The 16,519-nt window shown below is 35.0% G+C and carries 19 protein-coding genes; 10 read left to right on the forward strand and 9 right to left on the reverse strand.

Going from position 1 to position 16,519, the window contains the following annotated elements; translation table 11 throughout:
- Positions 1 to 52: 52 nt before the first annotated feature.
- The 5 genes from H131_RS08835 to H131_RS08855 all read right to left on the reverse strand — a co-directional run bounded on the left by H131_RS08835 (position 53) and on the right by H131_RS08855 (position 3,814).
- Complete coding sequence (locus tag H131_RS08835) at positions 53 to 1,051, reverse strand: hypothetical protein (RefSeq protein ID WP_010858762.1); 999 nt, start codon at positions 1,049 to 1,051, stop codon at positions 53 to 55.
- A gap of 22 nt (positions 1,052 to 1,073) precedes the next feature.
- Entirely contained in the window at positions 1,074 to 1,844 is a 771-nt protein-coding gene (locus H131_RS08840; protein WP_010858763.1) for a hypothetical protein, read from the reverse strand.
- Positions 1,841 to 2,383, reverse strand: a complete 543-nt coding sequence (locus tag H131_RS08845) for a hypothetical protein (protein ID WP_010858764.1) — start codon at positions 2,381 to 2,383, stop codon at positions 1,841 to 1,843. Before H131_RS08845 ends, H131_RS08840 begins: the two co-directional genes overlap by 4 nt.
- 367 nt (positions 2,384 to 2,750) lie before the next feature.
- Positions 2,751 to 3,227: a hypothetical protein gene (locus H131_RS08850; RefSeq protein ID WP_010858765.1), complete on the reverse strand. Its 477-nt coding sequence runs from the start codon at positions 3,225 to 3,227 to the stop codon at positions 2,751 to 2,753.
- Positions 3,228 to 3,304: 77 nt separating this feature from the next.
- On the reverse strand, positions 3,305 to 3,814 hold the full coding sequence (locus H131_RS08855; protein WP_010858766.1) for a hypothetical protein: 510 nt from the start codon (positions 3,812 to 3,814) through the stop codon (positions 3,305 to 3,307).
- 298 nt (positions 3,815 to 4,112) lie between these two features.
- On the opposite strand from H131_RS08855, the gene H131_RS08860 reads away from it, so the two are divergent.
- Positions 4,113 to 5,426, forward strand: a complete 1,314-nt coding sequence (locus tag H131_RS08860) for a ParB N-terminal domain-containing protein (RefSeq protein WP_010858767.1) — start codon at positions 4,113 to 4,115, stop codon at positions 5,424 to 5,426.
- A 14-nt stretch (positions 5,427 to 5,440) separates the two neighbouring features.
- Entirely contained in the window at positions 5,441 to 6,427 is a 987-nt protein-coding gene (locus H131_RS08865) for a phage lytic cycle repressor MrpR family protein (RefSeq protein WP_010858768.1), read from the forward strand.
- Positions 6,428 to 6,544: 117 nt separating this feature from the next.
- Here the strand turns inward: H131_RS08865 and H131_RS08870 are convergent, their stop codons facing one another.
- Positions 6,545 to 6,808 carry a hypothetical protein gene (locus tag H131_RS08870; RefSeq protein WP_036130016.1) on the reverse strand — a complete coding sequence of 88 codons (264 nt, stop codon included), beginning with the start codon at positions 6,806 to 6,808 and terminating at the stop codon, positions 6,545 to 6,547.
- A 243-nt stretch (positions 6,809 to 7,051) separates the two neighbouring features.
- Here H131_RS08870 and H131_RS08875 point away from each other — a divergent pair, with 243 nt between their 5' ends.
- The 7 genes from H131_RS08875 to H131_RS08905 all read left to right on the forward strand — a co-directional run bounded on the left by H131_RS08875 (position 7,052) and on the right by H131_RS08905 (position 11,704).
- Positions 7,052 to 7,516: a hypothetical protein gene (locus H131_RS08875; protein ID WP_010858770.1), complete on the forward strand. Its 465-nt coding sequence runs from the start codon at positions 7,052 to 7,054 to the stop codon at positions 7,514 to 7,516.
- 57 nt (positions 7,517 to 7,573) lie between these two features.
- Positions 7,574 to 7,777 (forward strand): hypothetical protein, encoded by a 204-nt coding sequence (locus H131_RS08880; RefSeq protein WP_010858771.1) that lies wholly within the window; start codon positions 7,574 to 7,576, stop codon positions 7,775 to 7,777.
- A gap of 308 nt (positions 7,778 to 8,085) precedes the next feature.
- Positions 8,086 to 8,397, forward strand: a complete 312-nt coding sequence (locus tag H131_RS08885; RefSeq protein ID WP_010858772.1) for a hypothetical protein — start codon at positions 8,086 to 8,088, stop codon at positions 8,395 to 8,397.
- A gap of 18 nt (positions 8,398 to 8,415) precedes the next feature.
- On the forward strand, positions 8,416 to 8,598 hold the full coding sequence (locus tag H131_RS08890) for a hypothetical protein (protein ID WP_010858773.1): 183 nt from the start codon (positions 8,416 to 8,418) through the stop codon (positions 8,596 to 8,598).
- A gap of 165 nt (positions 8,599 to 8,763) precedes the next feature.
- On the forward strand, positions 8,764 to 9,417 hold the full coding sequence (locus H131_RS08895) for a 3D domain-containing protein (RefSeq protein ID WP_196228876.1): 654 nt from the start codon (positions 8,764 to 8,766) through the stop codon (positions 9,415 to 9,417).
- A gap of 190 nt (positions 9,418 to 9,607) precedes the next feature.
- The gene (locus H131_RS08900) at positions 9,608 to 10,138 is read left to right on the forward strand and encodes an NfeD family membrane protein (RefSeq protein ID WP_010858775.1); all 531 of its coding nucleotides are present in this window, start codon (positions 9,608 to 9,610) and stop codon (positions 10,136 to 10,138) included.
- Between the two features lie 15 nt (positions 10,139 to 10,153).
- On the forward strand, positions 10,154 to 11,704 hold the full coding sequence (locus H131_RS08905; RefSeq protein ID WP_010858776.1) for a flotillin family protein: 1,551 nt from the start codon (positions 10,154 to 10,156) through the stop codon (positions 11,702 to 11,704).
- Between the two features lie 192 nt (positions 11,705 to 11,896).
- Here H131_RS08905 and H131_RS08910 read toward each other — a convergent pair whose 3' ends face one another.
- A complete protein-coding gene (locus tag H131_RS08910) occupies positions 11,897 to 12,442 on the reverse strand; it encodes a GNAT family N-acetyltransferase (protein WP_010858777.1) in 546 nt (181 codons plus the stop codon).
- 243 nt (positions 12,443 to 12,685) lie between these two features.
- A complete protein-coding gene (locus H131_RS08915; RefSeq protein ID WP_010858778.1) occupies positions 12,686 to 13,510 on the reverse strand; it encodes a methyl-accepting chemotaxis protein in 825 nt (274 codons plus the stop codon).
- Positions 13,511 to 14,177: 667 nt separating this feature from the next.
- Between H131_RS08915 and H131_RS08920 the strand changes: the two genes are divergently transcribed.
- Positions 14,178 to 15,383: an MFS transporter gene (locus H131_RS08920; protein ID WP_010858779.1), complete on the forward strand. Its 1,206-nt coding sequence runs from the start codon at positions 14,178 to 14,180 to the stop codon at positions 15,381 to 15,383.
- A 349-nt stretch (positions 15,384 to 15,732) separates the two neighbouring features.
- On the opposite strand, the gene H131_RS08925 is transcribed toward H131_RS08920, so the two are convergent.
- Positions 15,733 to 16,515 (reverse strand): enoyl-ACP reductase FabI, encoded by a 783-nt coding sequence (locus H131_RS08925; protein WP_010858780.1) that lies wholly within the window; start codon positions 16,513 to 16,515, stop codon positions 15,733 to 15,735.
- Positions 16,516 to 16,519 lie beyond the last annotated feature (4 nt).

The raw sequence follows: 16,519 nt of genomic DNA on the forward strand, positions 1-16,519 counted from the left end.
TTATATTAAAGAGGGTAGAGAATGACTCTCTACCCATTTTAAATTAATTCGCTTAAATTACATCAACAACGATTGTTTCAAGGTATGTACCGTCAGTTACTTCAATAATTGTTTGATCATTGGCAGCGGCAGAGGCACCTAAAGTAATGACACCATTTGCATCAACACTTGCGATTGTTGGGTTCTTGGATGTCCAAGTTAGATCACTATTTTGTAAAAGTACATTACTGTAACCTGCGCCTCGGATACCTAGTACTGCGATGCGTTGAGCATCTCCTGCGACAGCAGAATCAAGAACTAGACGAGAAGGATTTGAAGCTAATGCTGTAACTTGTACTTTTTCATCTGCAAGATTACGAAGTTTAATGTAGGCATAGTTTCCTTTTTTGTCGGCTAGTGAGCTACCTGCAAGAGAAGAAGAAGCTACACCTTCATGTGTCATAGAAATTTCTACTGCGCCATTTGGTTTAAAGTTAGGCACCTCGATAATTACTTCGCCTGTTTTTCCGTTATTAGAGCGAATATCTACATTTAATTCCATACGTACGGCTTTCGGGAATGAATCAGCAGAGATTTCAATTGTATCCATCATTTCCTGAACAGCATAGACAACTTGGACTTCTTTACCAGCTAATGCTGGAACAGAAATCTCTTTGCCAGTAGGAGCGTATTGAGAGAATGTACCATTAACTTGTTCTACATGCACTTTGCCAATAGGCGTGTCAGCTAATGTTCCTTTACCACTCGCATCAAGTAAAATGATTTCATCCGTATAGAATTCGGCTAATTGGTGATTGATTTCTGTACCATTTTGTAAGGCAATATAAGCTGTATCGAATGCAGCATCTTCAATTGAGAATGTTAATTCTTTTTGGTAGTTAAGTTCGTATACTTTTTTCGAGCCTTTACCTGCATGAATAGCCTGTGTTTGGATTGCTTGTGTCATAGATGAATTCAATAAAGTTTTACCGTTAAGAATTAATTCATCCGTTAAACGATCAAATAAACGTACATTTGCTACTGAAGTTAAAAATTGATTTTGTTGTGTCATAATAAATTACCATCCTTTTAAGTTATTGTTTTTTATTTGAACTAGAATCAAGTCCTAGCTGTTTCATTTGTTTGTCAAATGCTGACTTTGTCATAATGACATCCTCATTTTTCTTCGGCTCGTCAATATGGCCTAGCCAATGGGGAAGATCTTGATCATTTTTAAATTCAACCATTCCAGAGTAACGTGCATTCAGAATGGCATCACTGCTGACCATATAATCCATACGAATTAAACCTTTATGAAATTGATAGAGGGTTAGATTTTCTATTTCATGGTAGGGGAGACCCGATTTGCAATGATAAGCGACTATTTGCTGTTCTAAATCTGCCTGTTTCGTTTTTCTTTTTGCCATAAATGCTCGTGCTTCTTGAATGGCCTTTTTAGTGCCTGGATCGATAAATTCATCGTCTAAATCGATGAGGTTTTGCTCACTGATGATAGTTTTAATTTTATCGAAATCACGTTCATGCAATGAAATACCGTCGACAATTATAAATGCCATACCTTTTTCATTGATTGTGAATTGAATGTCTTCCGTTTTGAAAATCAAACGATATAAAGCAATTAATTTTGCTAATAAATCAGGGCCATCTTTGTTTTGAGAGAGGGCAAGCAAAAACATGAAATAAGACATTCTAATTACTTCTGGTTCTTGAAAATCACTTTTAGGCAATAATAAGCATTGCACGTAATCATAAAATTCATCTGCATCCATCATGCGAACAGGATAAATATTCAATCCTTTATAGAGAGTGGATTTGCCAAATGCTTTTTTTGTTGAAATACTCATGATTTAAAGCTCCTTGGTCCTTGACCGGAAGGAACAACATAAATCCAGCGATATCCGATAAAGCCTTCAGGTGTATTTAAAAGGGGAATACCACTGTGAAATCTCAAATCTCCAAATTCTTCAATATCCTCTTGAAAAAGGACTTCATTTAACATTTCACCTAGCCAATCGAGTCGAAAATCTATATTATTGATAGCGACCGGTGTATAGATATCAAAGAAATATTGTTGCGTGCTAGAATAAGGATTATCAGTAAATTGATTTGTGTTTTTAAGATAATGCTTTTGAGGCGCTCGTGGACCAGTATATAAACAAATGCGAGAAAAATGGGTATCCATTTTTAAATCGCTTGTTTTATCCCCAATCACCAATATGTTGTTCATAATAATGTCTTTTTCAGGTAACTGAGAAATGTCCATTTTCGACTCATCCAGGGGATTATCTAATGAATCTTTTGGCAAGTAATACAGTAATCGAAGTAATTTCTCATCTTCTTTTAATGATTTATAAAACTGCGCTAATTTATTTACAATTCTCATTCTCCTTTGTCCTCACTTCCTAAAGAAGGCTGCATTTTTGAAGGTTTTGCTTTCATGATTTAAAAGAGGTTATTATAATATTTTTTACATTAATCCATCTTTAATTACGATTGCTTCAACTAACAATCAGTGGGGGCTACTGATTGAGTTTCACTTTTATACATCCAATGGTCATCACCTACTATAATTTTGATTTGAGAGGCAGGCATTTAGCAATTTACAATTAAGTCCCAGCCTGTTCTCATTTTATGTATACTCTTTATAAACCTCTTTTGAAGTAAATGAAACCTTCATGATGTATCCATGCCTTCACATAGATACATTAGAAAATTTCATTTAAATTATGTATTTTAAATTAATTCATTTATTAACCGTGATCTTCTTCAACTTCTTCAATTCCGAAGGTAATCGCTTCTAGATAAGAAGTATTTGAAAATGTGTTATGTCTGATTGAGCCTTTTTTGATTTCTTTTTGTTTATGATGAGATAAAACATAGTTATCTTGCAATTGATGCTGTGCACTTTGATTTCTAAGTAATTTTGTAATTTCTCTACGTCTGTTATTACGTTTTTTAGTTTCCTTAATAAATTTTAAATTCTCTTCTTCTAATAACAATTCGGCTTTAGTAAAATAACCTTTTGTAATGTAATAACCTATCATATCTAATAAAATAATCGTATTGTATGCATGTGAGGTTATACTGAAATATAATTCTAAAGTTATCTCTTCACCTTGATAAACAATTTTTTCATTTTCTAGCATAAAGCTTATATATTGAACTCTTTCCTCTATTGGGAGGTCTAACTTCAATTCTACCATTCTGTGAGGTAATTGTAGTTTCATATTATTGCTCCTTCTACTTATTAGGTTGACTAGTGTATCTAAAAAGCTACTATTTCCGCCCAAGTGATTTTTTGAAGCTACTTTTTACATTTCTTACACTGTGAATGATATAAATCTTTACTGCTACTATTTAAACTGAAAAACTCGTCGGTTGCAGGTAGTCGTTCTTTACATTTACTACATCTTTTGGTTTTTAAGTTCAATTTCTTTGTATATACTACTTTTCTCCATTGTCTATCATTTTCTTGTTTTATTTGAAGACAAATTGTATGAAACCTTCGCCCCACCGTTTTTACTGGAATCCCTAAAAGCTGTCCAATGTTATAATTAGTATAGTCTTTAGCGATGTATTCAAGTAATTTCAGCTGTTCCTCATTTAAACACTTTTTCATTAATTCATCTAAATCGGCAAATAAACTAATTACATCCGTATTCATTTTTAAAGTATTTGTTGCACACACACCATGACTGCCATTTAACATTGTATCATCTATTGAACCTCTAAACGTCAATAATTCTTTAATTACCGTTTCATCTGATAATACTAAATGTTGATATTTTGAATCTTTAGCTGTTTGAAAGGCCATTAACTGTCATCTCCTTGTATGTAAGTATTCGATTACACTTAACCCTATTATAATTGGTATTTTTTATAAATCAATATATTTTTAATTAATTCACTTATTAAACTCCTTTTATCTACAATTTTTTATTGTTTCTTCCTATTTAATAAACGAATTAATATTTGTTGCTAAAAAGAATATTTCGTTTCAAAAATAAAACTGTTTATATGATTAATTCATTTATAATAGTTACATTTTAATTTTACGTATGGTACTATTGAAATAATCATATTTTTAATGGAAAAACAAGGGAGTGTATTGTTTGAAAATTGGTAAAACCAGAGAATTATTAATAGAAGATATTAAAGCTAAAATCCCATTGTTAGTTCAAAATGATTTAATCTTAGATGAGATATCGATCCAACTGAATAGATATAACATTAATATAGGAAATATTTTAGAAATGATTAATGATGAGGATGTCCTAAGAGAAACAAATTTACATGAACTATTATTATTGGGTGAACAACTTAATGTAAAATTTGGTGAAAGTGATATTGAATGGATAAATGAATGGTTAAATCCTTCTGAAATCAAAGAATTAAGATTTTATAAAAGAGAATCTCCATATGAAGACATTATAACACTGCCATATACTTTTGAACATGTTATAAAAACAGGTCATCATGAGTTTGCAGTTGTGATTCCAAACGTAATTATTGGTAAACTTTGGATGAGTGGCCTTTCTATGTATAACCCAAATATACAGCGGCAAGCAAAAAAGAAAAAACTAAAAAATGAAATTATCGAAGTGATGAATTTAAATCCAAAATCATTACGTGAGATTGAAAAACAAACATTAAATGGAGATTTAATCACTTCTACTTTAAGATACAATGCAAAAGTAGGTACAGGTAATGAAGGTTTAGAATTATTTTATGATGAAAAGGACAAATCCCTCACTGTGTTAGAGGGAACTACACTGGATGTTTTAGATGGGGCACATCGTACTTTTTCTATTTATAATGCTTACATGAAAAAAACTGATCTACCAGGCAATATGATCGTTATTTTTTCAAATATGACAGAGGCTCAATGTAAACGAGTGCAAGTCGATATGGCAAAAGCTAACCCTATCCCCAAACCAAGGCTGCAAGAATTAGCAAAAGACAAATTATCAGATGAAGTTGTGATTGAATTAAAGGTTGATGGGGAGTTAAAAGGAAGAATTACTTCTAGTTCGAATGTTAAATATTCATACGGTGAAGTGGTCACTTTTTCAGAATTATCAAATGCCATCGATAAAAGCTTTAAAATAGAGAATCGTTTAGACGTAGGTAAGATAGCTAAAGTGATTAACGAATATATGATGTACCTGTTTGCTTATTATAAGGATAGTTTAAATGATAAAAATTCATTAATGTTTAAAAATAGAATGTTTATTGGTCATATGGAATTAGCTGCAAGGATGCATGAAGAAAAAATTCCATTTGAAATGTTGAATAATTACTTAGATCACATTGACTTCTCCATCCATAATTCCTTATGGGAGGAGCTTGGCATTCTACAGTATGGTGGGTTAAGCGCTCGAAATAGAAAAAGACTTCAAAAAATATTTGAAGATTTCATTAAATAACGAGGTGTACAACGATGCTTAAAGATAATGTATTCAATAAAGATATAAAAGAATGGTATTTACAATCATTAGATGTAAAAGATAATAGTTTAACTACATATTTATCTCTGTTCAATAAAGCAACTATGATAGAAAACCAAAAAAATAAAGATATTTTTGATATGAATAAAGTGGAACTGGAAGAATTATTTTTTAGTTTAAAATCACCAAGTCCACAACCTATAAGTGCCTCCATTGGTTTTATTTCAAGGTATATAGATTGGGCAATTATGAATGGTTATACAGAAAATCGTTCACAAAGGTTACCGAGTATAATCGATATTGAATATTGTAGCCGATTTATTTATAAAGCTTCCATAGTCAGGTATACCAGAGAACAATTGATTACTTACATGCGTTTGTTTGATGATCAAAGACATGCGGTATTCTTATTATGTTTATTTGAGGGGATAAAAGGAGAGGGCTATAGCGAAATTTTAAATTTGAAAATGGAAGATTTGAGTAATGACAAGGGGGGTTGCTTTGCAAGGTTGACCAATAATAAAGGCTATAGAAGGAAAATAGAAATAACCGAGGATCTATATTGGAAACTTGAAAAATTGGACAAAATATCATCCACTAGTTTGACACCGAAACAAGGTCAAAAATACTTTTCTGATAATACCTATATATTTAAGAAAGCAAATTCAAACAGCAATGATATTCAACTGAGAGCATCTTTTGGGAACAGAGCATTGGATTTAGCCAAATCAATCTTTGACAATAGTAATTTAATAGCCAGCACGATACAGACTTCAGGAATGATGTGGTATTTATGGGAGTTGTTAAAGGATAATGAAATGAAAATCCTAGATAAAGAGCTATTAGAAAAAGTAGCAAATAAATATGATACAGGTTATGTGAACAAAGATAATAAGTATGTAAGTTATTCTATACTCAAACATAAATTAGATTTTGATTTTATGAAAATGAATTATGGAGATTTTAATATAGAGTTATAGAACTGGTGAATACCAGTTTTTTTTGTTTTTCCCGCAGTAACTTTCAGTAATACGACTCCTTCAAGTGAAAAGAAGACAACGAATAAAACTAGATCGTCGAACAACAGCCCGATTGGTTCAACTACCAATAATGGGGCAACCCCCACTGAAAGAAGTTTCACTATATCCCGCAGTAACGGTCAGTAAGCCACCACTCACCTCACGTGGAAAGAAAACAACGAGTAAAACTAAATTGTCGAACAACAGCCCGATTGGCTCAACTACCAATAATGGGGCAAAACCCCCACTGAAAGAAGTTTCACTATATCCCGCAGTAACGGTCAGTAAGCCACCACCCACCCCACGTGGAAAGAAAACAACGAGTAAAACTAGATTGTCCAACAACAGCCCGTAACAGCCCGATGGTTCAACTACCAGTCAACGGGGCAAACCTCCCACTGAATAAGTTTTTACTTTATAAATCAAATAATGAAATATTCAAAAATTAAAGTTGGGGAAATTGTAAATATTCTCTAAAAATAAACTTGAAAACGAACGTCTGTTCGTGATAAGATAAGAACAAATCAAAAATAGCTAGGATAAGTTAGAAGATTATGGAACAGTGTAATACTAGGAGGTTTTAATGTGGATGCTATACAAACAACAGCTATTTTAGAACTAGTTATTTACAAAGATAGAAATATCTCAGATGAGTTAATGAAAGATTTTAACGGTGGTATTACAAATGTCATTCTACGAGATGAGGGAGGCCGTATTCTTGAATGTACATGTATGGACAGCTCAGTTTCTAGTTTAATCCTTATGGATACATCGAATGAGGAGGAAATAGAATTAATGAAAGAGCTTAATGATACAAAATTTATCTATCAAAAAGCACAGGATATCGATATCCAGTATGATAGTTTAATTCAATTGGATGACAGTCAGGATAATATTTATTGTGTTGTAGAGCTTAAAAATATAATTTATTTATATAATGGGCTATTAAGAAAGTCGATTAATGATGATAGTATTACTTCATTAAAAAGTCTAAAAGAATATTTAAATACCAATTATCCAACACATAAAATTTTAGAGAGGATAAGTTAAAGCCACGAAAAGAATGATGATATGTCGTGCTAAAAATTATTTAAAGGTGGTGACAAAGTGGAAAAAGTTTTAGTTAAAGAATTTGCATCTGAAATAATAGGACAATCGAAAGGAAGGGTGAGCAATATTGATGCTGAAGCAATTGCAATAATTTACATAGCTAAGTTAGAAACTTTTAATTTGTTAAAAACTAATGGTATTAAGAGAGTTGTCCAGGGGATGATTGGAGATAAACGAATTTTAGACTTAATGAAAGGATGAAGTGAAGAATAACTATATAATTTGCATGAAATAATCAAAAAAGAGAGGTGTGAATGGAGATATATATGCAATTCTCTAAGGAAATATATATAAAATTTGGTGTTGAAATAATAAAAGATTCAAAGAAAAGTAGGTGGTTGTTAATACATACAAAAGATAAATTTTAATTATTCCCCAAAATTCCATTCAAAGAAATCTGCACAGAACTATGTAGATGAAATAATTTAAAAAATAATAATTGTATCAAAGAATTGAATTGTATCAAAGATTTTAGCAACAAAATAACAAGGATGAAAGTTGGAGCAACTATGGATCAGAAAGTACTAAAGGCATTGGTGTTAGATTTTGGCTATATTTTCGGAGCTATAAATCAAGGAAAAGTTTTTGAAAATGAATCTACTATGAAAGAATTTTTGAGAAAAAGTAAAGAGTTTCAAATAAAGTTAGTGGATATTTCAAAGCAAGTAGAATTAACTTTCTTGGATTTAGAACATAAACGTGAGCAGGCCCTACTAGAAAATCAACTTCAGTCAGAGAAAGAAAAAACAATACAAAAACTTAATGAACTCATGACAGAGGTTGACAATCAAATTATCAAAAAACAACCATTTAATTTGTAACGAAGGGTAGAGGATTACATGAAAGCTTTCAAAGATGGTAATTCGAATAGAAGTAAAATTGATCGTTATGCGATGGCTTTAGCTTACCAAGAAATGGGGAATATAAATTTAATCATTTCAAAGGAAATGGAGCATTTAGAAATAGAAGCGATAAAATCTGTTGAGGCATTTTTAAAAAAAATAGACTTTTATAAGTGTTAATCACGAGTCATTACATAAAATTTTATAGGTAATACATAATTTTAGATAAATTAATTAAAAAAGGTTAAATTCCTCATTGTGTTGATGTGATAAAGCTAGGTCGATGATAATCATGTTTAACTTGAAATAATGAAGAATTACAGGTGTTTTATGAAGGCAGGTAAAGTGATTTTTATATTCATAGTATCACTATTTTTTATGTCTGTTATTTTTTTAGACGAAGATGACAATGACAACAAAAATAGCCATAGTTTTAAAGGAGTAATTCAAAATTCTGTAAAGAGTAAGTTTGAGGCTGCGGTACCAAAGATCCGTAGTAAAGCACTTCAATTAAAGGAAGAAAGGCTACAAAGACAACTAGAAATACAACGGTTGAAGCTTGAGGAAAGAATACAAAAAGAGCAACTAAATAAGGATACATATAAAAAAGACAATAAACAATTAATCGGGAGTCAAAACAAGATTAAGGCGAATCCTAATTCCAATCAAACAAAGTGGATGCAATTTAATGCTTCCTACTACGGTTCTGATTGCACAGGCTGTAGTGGAATAACAGCAACTGGTATTAATGTTCGTGAAACGATTCACTATAACGGCTTAAGGATTGTTGCGGTTGACCCTACTGTAATCCCATTAGGAACAATTGTAGAAATTAACACGCCCTATGAATCTTTTAGAGCCATTTCTGCAGATACAGGTGGTGCCATCAAAGGTTACAAATTAGATATTCTTGTTGAATCAGAAAGAGTTGCAACACGATACGGTAGACATAATGTTCAATTACGTGTTGTCGAATATTCAACTAAAATAACAAAGTAATCATACATAGAGTAGTGAAAATCAACAGATAAAATATCGAAATTTCGTCACTATATAAAAATGGTAAAATATTATAAAATATGAAGTTTTATAATCATACCCTTCTATTTTTGAAAAATGTAAAATAATTCGAAACTTTCCGTGAGGTTTAGCCGTATAGTAGGTAATACGATGAAAAGAGGTGAACAACTTGACGCTATTTGGCTACTCACTTGAACAGATTTATTTAGTGGTGTTAATATTCGCTGGTCTTGCTACAATTTTGTTCATGTTTTTTGGAGATGCTGTGGAAGGCATTGGCGATGGACTACCGATTTTAAACCCAAGTGTGATTTTATCATTCATCACGATGATGTCAGCAGCAGGCTTTATTTTAGAGAAACTAGCCTTATTTTCTAGCGGATGGAACATCGTTGCTGCAATTATCATCGGAATTATTTTAAGTGTACTATTTTATTTATTTATTCTTGTTCCGCTGAAATCGGCTGACGTCTCGTTAGCTTATACGGAAGAATCGCTTGGTGGTCAATTAGGGAGGGTTATCGTACCCATCCCAACAGACGGCTTTGGGGAAGTTGTGATAGAGACGGCGAGTGGCATGATTTCAAAGCGGGCAGTAGGTTTTGACAATGAGACAATCGACTATGATACGACGGTACTTATTGTGGAAGTGAAAGAAGGTACTCTCCTTGTGAGAGCCTATGAAAAGAAATTTATCTAAAGAGGAGAGGATAATATGACAGGCATCTTGATAGTAGTAGGAGTTGTAGCATTTATATTAATCGCCATTGTGGGAATGTATGTGACGAAGTATCGTACAGCAGGTCCTGACGAAGCACTGATTGTGACAGGAAGCTACCTTGGCTCAAAAAATGTACATAAGGATGAGTCAGGGAATCGCATAAAAATTATTCGTGGAGGCGGTACTTTTGTCTTCCCAATTTTCCAGCAAGGACAGCCACTAAGTTTATTATCAAGTAAGTTAGAGGTGACAACGCCGGAAGTGTATACGGAGCAAGGGGTTCCGGTAATGGCAGATGGTACAGCTATTATTAAAATTGGGGGCTCTATTTCGGAAATTGCAACAGCGGCAGAGCAGTTTTTAGGGAAGCAAAAATCAGAGCGTGAAGGTGAAGCACGTGAGGTATTAGAGGGGCATTTGCGTTCAATTTTAGGATCAATGACTGTTGAGGAGATTTACAAAAATCGTGACAAATTCTCACAGGAAGTTCAACGTGTAGCCTCTCAGGATCTAGCAAAGATGGGGCTTGTGATTGTGTCATTTACGATTAAAGATGTACGCGATAAAAACGGCTATTTAGATTCACTTGGTAAACCAAGAATCGCACAGGTGAAACGTGATGCGGATATTGCGACTGCAGATGCGGAAAAGGAAACACGCATTAAACGTGCAGAAGCATCAAAAGAGGCGCAGAAAGCAGAATTAGAGCGTGCCACTGAAATTGCGGAAGCGGAAAAAGAAAATCAATTAAAGGTAGCTGAATTCCGTCGTGAGCAGGATATTGCCAAAGCTCGAGCTGACCAAGCATATGAGCTTGAAACAGCCCGTGCCAAACAGGAAGTAACGGAGCAAGAAATGCAAATCCGTATTATTGAGCGTCAAAAACAAATTGAGTTAGAAGAAAAAGAGATTTTACGTCGTGAGAAACAATATGACTCGGAAGTAAAGAAAAAAGCAGATGCTGATCGTTATTCAGTGGAACAAAATGCGGCAGCACAAAAAAGTCGTGAGCTTGCACAAGCAGATGCTGAGAAATATCGTATTGAGTCGTTAGCAAAAGCGGAAGCAGAGAAAATTCGATTAGACGGTGTTGCCAAAGCAGATGCTGAACGTGCACAAGGGGAAACAGAGGCAGATATTATTCGTCTGCGTGGTCTTGCTGAAGCCGAGGCGAAACGTAAAATTGCCGAAGCCTTTGAATACTACGGCCAAGCAGCTGTACTCGACATGGTTGTGCGCATGATGCCAGAATATGCGAAAGAACTGGCAAGTCCACTAGGCAACATAGACAAAATTACAGTTGTCGATACTGGCGGTGGCGAAGGTGGAGGCGGTGCCAATAAGGTGACGTCTTATGCAACGAACTTAATGTCAACACTTCAGGAATCATTGAAAGAAACTTCGGGGATTGACGTCAAGGAATTGATTGAAAGCTATGCCGGCAAGCATACACTACGTCCCGAGCTTGAGCAAATTGCAGTCGGTCTAGGGCAACAACAAGCGCCTAAGATTACAGAAGAAATAAAAGAACCTGTTGAACAATAACGCAAAAAGCTACCTGATACTTCGGTGTCAGGTAGCTTTTTTTAGGGTACGCCTGCAACTTCTAAGTGCACAAGCGTATTAATAAACAGGTTAAATGGCGATGTAGTATGGTTAGCGGCGATATGCATATAAAAGCAGCGATATAGGCCGCTTAACCGGCGAAAACGGTCAGTCTATCGGTGCTAGCTACCATTATAATAATTTCTTCCATTCCTTTGCGAGCATGCCATAAACCACGTGGTCAACATAGTGATCGTACAGCCATTCAGCGGCGCGAATCGTTCCTTCTGTTGTAAAGTTTAGTCGCTCAGGTATAGCACGACTTTTTACATTACCTGCAGCGGCACGAATTTCTACTTTATTAAGCTGTAGTTCTTCAAATGCATAGTGCATTAAAGTTTTTACTGTTTTTGTCATAATGCCATGTCCTTGTGCGTCTTTACTAAGCCAATAACCGATTGTGGCAATTTTATTCGAAGAATTGATACTATTAAAGCCTGCAATGCCAACGATTTGATTGCGAAAAATAATAACTAGCGAAAGGCTACTTTTTGCTTCGTAGCCTGCGATACAGCTTTCAATATAAGCCTTGGAATCGGCTACCTCTTTTGTGAAATCAAGCCAAGGCAACCACTCACGTAAATATTCTCTCGATGTATCAGTTAGGTTAAAAACTGCTTGTGCGTCTTCTACAGCAACAGTTCGTAAAGCTAATTCTTGATCAATGGTAATTTGCATGCCATTCACTCCAATTCTTATGGTTTTCCCGCTTTAACGGTAAGAAAGTCGAACAACTGACCGTTAAAGCCCGATTGGTTCAACTAGCAATCAGTGAGGTGATGAAGAAAGCCCCACTGAATGAAGTTTCTTTTTATCCCGTATTAACGGTAAGTAAGTCGAACAACTGACCGTAAACGCCCGATTGGTTCAACTAGCAATCAGTGGGGTGATAAAGAAAAACCCACTGATTGAAATTTCATATTATTTTAGGGCATTATGCATAAAGCTCTTCATATCTTGACTTAAAATGGTTAGCTCTTCGATAATTTCACTAAAATCTTGTACAAGCTGTGCTTGTTCATTCGTTGCATCGTTGATTTGTCCCATATTTTGTCTTAAATTTTCGAGATTTGAATTAATGTTACGAAGGGATGTTTCAATATTTTCAGTGGCACTAGATGTTTCAAATGACAGTTTTCTAACCTCTTGTGCCACGATATTAAAACCAGCGCCATGTTGTCCCGCACGAGCAGCTTCTATGGATGCATTTAAGCCTAATAAATTTGTTTGGCGAGAAATGCTTTTTATTAAATTTGTCACATCATTTGTTTTTTCGGAATCTTTAAGGGCATGTTGCGCCTGTTTGTTTATTTCCTCACTTGTTGCAGCTAGTTCTTCAGAATGTGAGGCAATGGTATGTACTTTATCTTGCAAGCTATTTACAATGTTATCCATTGTATTCATATAGTTTTCGAGCTTGAGCTCACTATCAATTGGAAGACCGAAAGCAAGAGCACCGATGACTTTGCCATTTTCTCGAATTGGAAATGAAAATGCATTGATGGCAATGCCATATACGTCTTCTGGGATAATGACATCGGCATTTTGTCCGCGAAAGGCAATAAAAACGTTTTGATCATTTGCATTTACTTTTTGCCCATCATGATAACCTGAGTCAACACGTTTGCCAGCTAAATATTTTACAACGGTTTCACTTTCTTTTTCAACGACAGCCACGATGGCTTCTTCTTTTAAAGCAAGATGGATGTAAGGTGCTGAAAGTGCTAAAGCTTCAATAATACTCATAAAAACGCCTCCAATTTTGGTGAAGAAAATAGTCTAGTCATCCAACTTGTATATACAGTGATTTCTAGAGGTATCATTTCCAGTCTAACACAAAATTTTCCAAGCCAAAATAGTTGGTCTATTATTTTTACTGAAAAAACTGTGACAGTTGTAGTCACAGTTCAGATTGACGATAAAAGGCATCGAGAGTGAATTCCTCTATGCCTTTTGCTCAAGTTTTACTACCGAATTGGACATACTTTTCAAGTAGCTTCTCTTTATTAAGCTGCACTTTTCTAGTTGTTCATGTTTCTTGATTCTTTGTCATCATGGTTCATCAACTCAACAATTTATTTTAGCATGTGTTACATCTGAATTTAGTTGATTGGAACGGAGGGCGATGATTCCTGCGGGACAGTCGAGACCCTAGACTGAGCGTAGCGGCTCGGCCCAGCCCAGCCCGCGGGAAAGCACTCGCCCGAAGTGGAAATAAACGGTTTTATCTATATTTATTTGGTCAGATTTTGCGATCTGTATGAACCTACTTAAAAAATGTCAAATAAAATCATTAAGAATAATAGAAGAAAGAAGATATATTTGTCTATTTTTTGACAACTTACAGTGTTTTTTGAAGAATGTTGTATTAGAATAATAGATAGAAATGGGTTGTTAATAGGGAGAGAAGGAAATGGATTATATACAAAAGGGAACAAAAGCATTTAACAAAGCAAATTGGGCCCTATTTTTAGCGGGATTTATTACCTTTGCAAACTTATACGTATCGCAGCCATTGTTACCGACATTTGCAGAGGAATTTCATGTATCGCCAGCAGTTGCAAGTCTTTCTTTATCGGTGACGACATTTGCGCTGTCGATTAGTATGATCATTGTAGGCTCCTTATCGGAGGCCTGGGGGAGAAAGTCATTAATGACGATTTCTATTTTTGCAGCATCTGTACTGACGCTAGCACTAGCTTTTTCTCCTAACTTTGAAACGATACTAGTTTTGCGCGTTATACAGGGCGTTGTTTTTGCAGGATTACCTGCGATTGCAATGGCCTATTTAGGAGAAGAAATGGACCCCCAGAGCCTCGGTGTTGCTATGGGTCTCTATATAAGTGGCAACTCAGTAGGGGGGCTTAGTGGCCGTGTCATTATTGGTACTTTAACCGACCTTTATAACTGGCAAGTGGGGATGATTGTGCTTGGCATTATTAGCCTTATTATTAGTGTGCTATTCGTATGGATGTTACCGAATTCTACGCATTTTTCGCCACGCCCATTGCAATTTAAAGCATTGACGACATCGCTTATTCAACATGTAAAAGATCCATCGATGCTTTGTCTTTTTGGCATTGGTTTTGTATTAATGGGGAGCTTTGTCACACTTTATAACTATATTGGTTTTAAATTGATGGCACCGCCGTATAATTTAAGTGCCACAATTGTTGGTTGGATTTTTGTTATTTATTTGGTCGGTACTTTTAGTTCAGCTTGGTTTGGTAGTTTAGCAGATAAATATGGTCGACAAAAAATGTTACTATTGGCGATTGCGATTATGTTTGCAGGCGTACTTGTGACATTAAATGGTCTGCTCAGTTTGAAAATTATCGGTATTACAGTATTTACTTTTGGCTTTTTCGCTGCACACTCAATTGCCAGTGGCTGGGTTAGCAAACGTGCCACTCATGATAAAGCACAGGCGTCTTCTCTGTATTTATTTTTCTATTATTTTGGCTCTAGTGTAGGGGGCACGGCAGGAGGAATATTCTGGATGCACTACGGTTGGATAGGTGTCATAGCAATGATTACGGTCTTTTTAGCCGTAGCTTGTTTGCTATCGTTTTTATTAAAGACAATCATAGCTAAACAACGTTTGGTTACAGGTCATTAGTGTTTAAATTAAAATCCACTTCAATAGCCTACTTTATTTTTATCTACCTGATAAGCTTACTGTTCCAATTATCGATTGAAGGTACAAGTAAAACGGTTTGGATGAATAGCTTGTATGCACTACCTCTTGTCCTTTGTGGTCTAGTTTTAGGACAAATCCTATTTAAGAAGCTTAATCAAAAACTATTTACAAAGATGATTTATATCCTGTTACTTGTTGTAGGTGTATTCTTACTGGGATAAAGTGTATTAGCGATGTTTTGATTATGCTTTAAGGGTTAAAGTTAAATGAATGTTATAACGAAAAGAAGCATGTCAGACCAAGGATGATCTGACATGCTTTCTTGTGTTTAACCCATAATATTATAGCCTGCGTCGATGTAGATTGTTTCGCCAGTAACACCACGTGATAGGTGAGATAGCATCACAATTGTCATATCTGCCACTTCGTCTTGCTGAACATTTCGTTTTAATGGTGCTGTTTCTTCGATTTTGTGTAAAATCGTGTTGAATGAAGGCACACCTTTTGCTGCAAGTGTGCGAATCGCTCCTGCAGAAATGGCATTGACACGAATATTGTCTTGACCAATATCAGCAGCTAGGTAGCGCATGGAAGCTTCCAATGCAGCTTTAGCGACACCCATAACGTTATAGCCATCAAGTACTCGTTCAGCACCGAGATAACTCATTGTTACAATTGAACCGCCTTCGGTCATGTATGGATGAGCGGCTTTTGCTGTTGAGATAAGTGAGTAAGCACTTGTATCTTGCGCAAATGCATAGCCATCACGAGTTGTCTCTAAAAAGCGGTTGTGTAAATCTTCTGCATTAGCAAATGCTACAGAGTGTACAATTCCGTGGATAACGCCAACTTTAGCGCCGATTTCATCGAAGGCTGCCTTTGTGCTTTCGTCACTGTTGACATCACATTGAACAATAAAGGCTTCAGGTTGACCAAAATTTTCAAGTTGTTTTTGTAATTTTTTTAATGAACGTTCTTGACGATACGTGAAGATAACATTAGCGCCAACATCAAATAGACGTTTCGCGATTCCCCAAGCAATACTACGATCATTCGCTACGCCCATTACGACGATATTTTTATCTTTTAGCTGTAATAAATTATCCATCATCTAT

Origin of the sequence: Lysinibacillus sphaericus OT4b.31, from assembly GCF_000392615.1 — a bacterium.
Classification (GTDB): domain Bacteria; phylum Bacillota; class Bacilli; order Bacillales_A; family Planococcaceae; genus Lysinibacillus; species Lysinibacillus sphaericus_B.

Coding starts and splice junctions, on each gene's coding strand:
- H131_RS08850 (WP_010858765.1), bottom strand. CDS start 3,227: ATGAAACTACAATTACCTCACAGAATGGTAGAATTGAAGTTAGACCTC.
- H131_RS08855 (WP_010858766.1), bottom strand. CDS start 3,814: ATGGCCTTTCAAACAGCTAAAGATTCAAAATATCAACATTTAGTATTA.
- H131_RS08890 (WP_010858773.1), top strand. CDS start 8,416: ATGAAAGCTTTCAAAGATGGTAATTCGAATAGAAGTAAAATTGATCGT.
- H131_RS08905 (WP_010858776.1), top strand. CDS start 10,154: ATGACAGGCATCTTGATAGTAGTAGGAGTTGTAGCATTTATATTAATC.
- H131_RS08925 (WP_010858780.1), bottom strand. CDS start 16,515: ATGATGGATAATTTATTACAGCTAAAAGATAAAAATATCGTCGTAATG.
- H131_RS08885 (WP_010858772.1), top strand. CDS start 8,086: ATGGATCAGAAAGTACTAAAGGCATTGGTGTTAGATTTTGGCTATATT.
- H131_RS08920 (WP_010858779.1), top strand. CDS start 14,178: ATGGATTATATACAAAAGGGAACAAAAGCATTTAACAAAGCAAATTGG.
- H131_RS08835 (WP_010858762.1), bottom strand. CDS start 1,051: ATGACACAACAAAATCAATTTTTAACTTCAGTAGCAAATGTACGTTTA.
- H131_RS08845 (WP_010858764.1), bottom strand. CDS start 2,383: ATGAGAATTGTAAATAAATTAGCGCAGTTTTATAAATCATTAAAAGAA.
- H131_RS08840 (WP_010858763.1), bottom strand. CDS start 1,844: ATGAGTATTTCAACAAAAAAAGCATTTGGCAAATCCACTCTCTATAAA.
- H131_RS08910 (WP_010858777.1), bottom strand. CDS start 12,442: ATGCAAATTACCATTGATCAAGAATTAGCTTTACGAACTGTTGCTGTA.
- H131_RS08915 (WP_010858778.1), bottom strand. CDS start 13,510: ATGAGTATTATTGAAGCTTTAGCACTTTCAGCACCTTACATCCATCTT.
- H131_RS08865 (WP_010858768.1), top strand. CDS start 5,441: ATGCTTAAAGATAATGTATTCAATAAAGATATAAAAGAATGGTATTTA.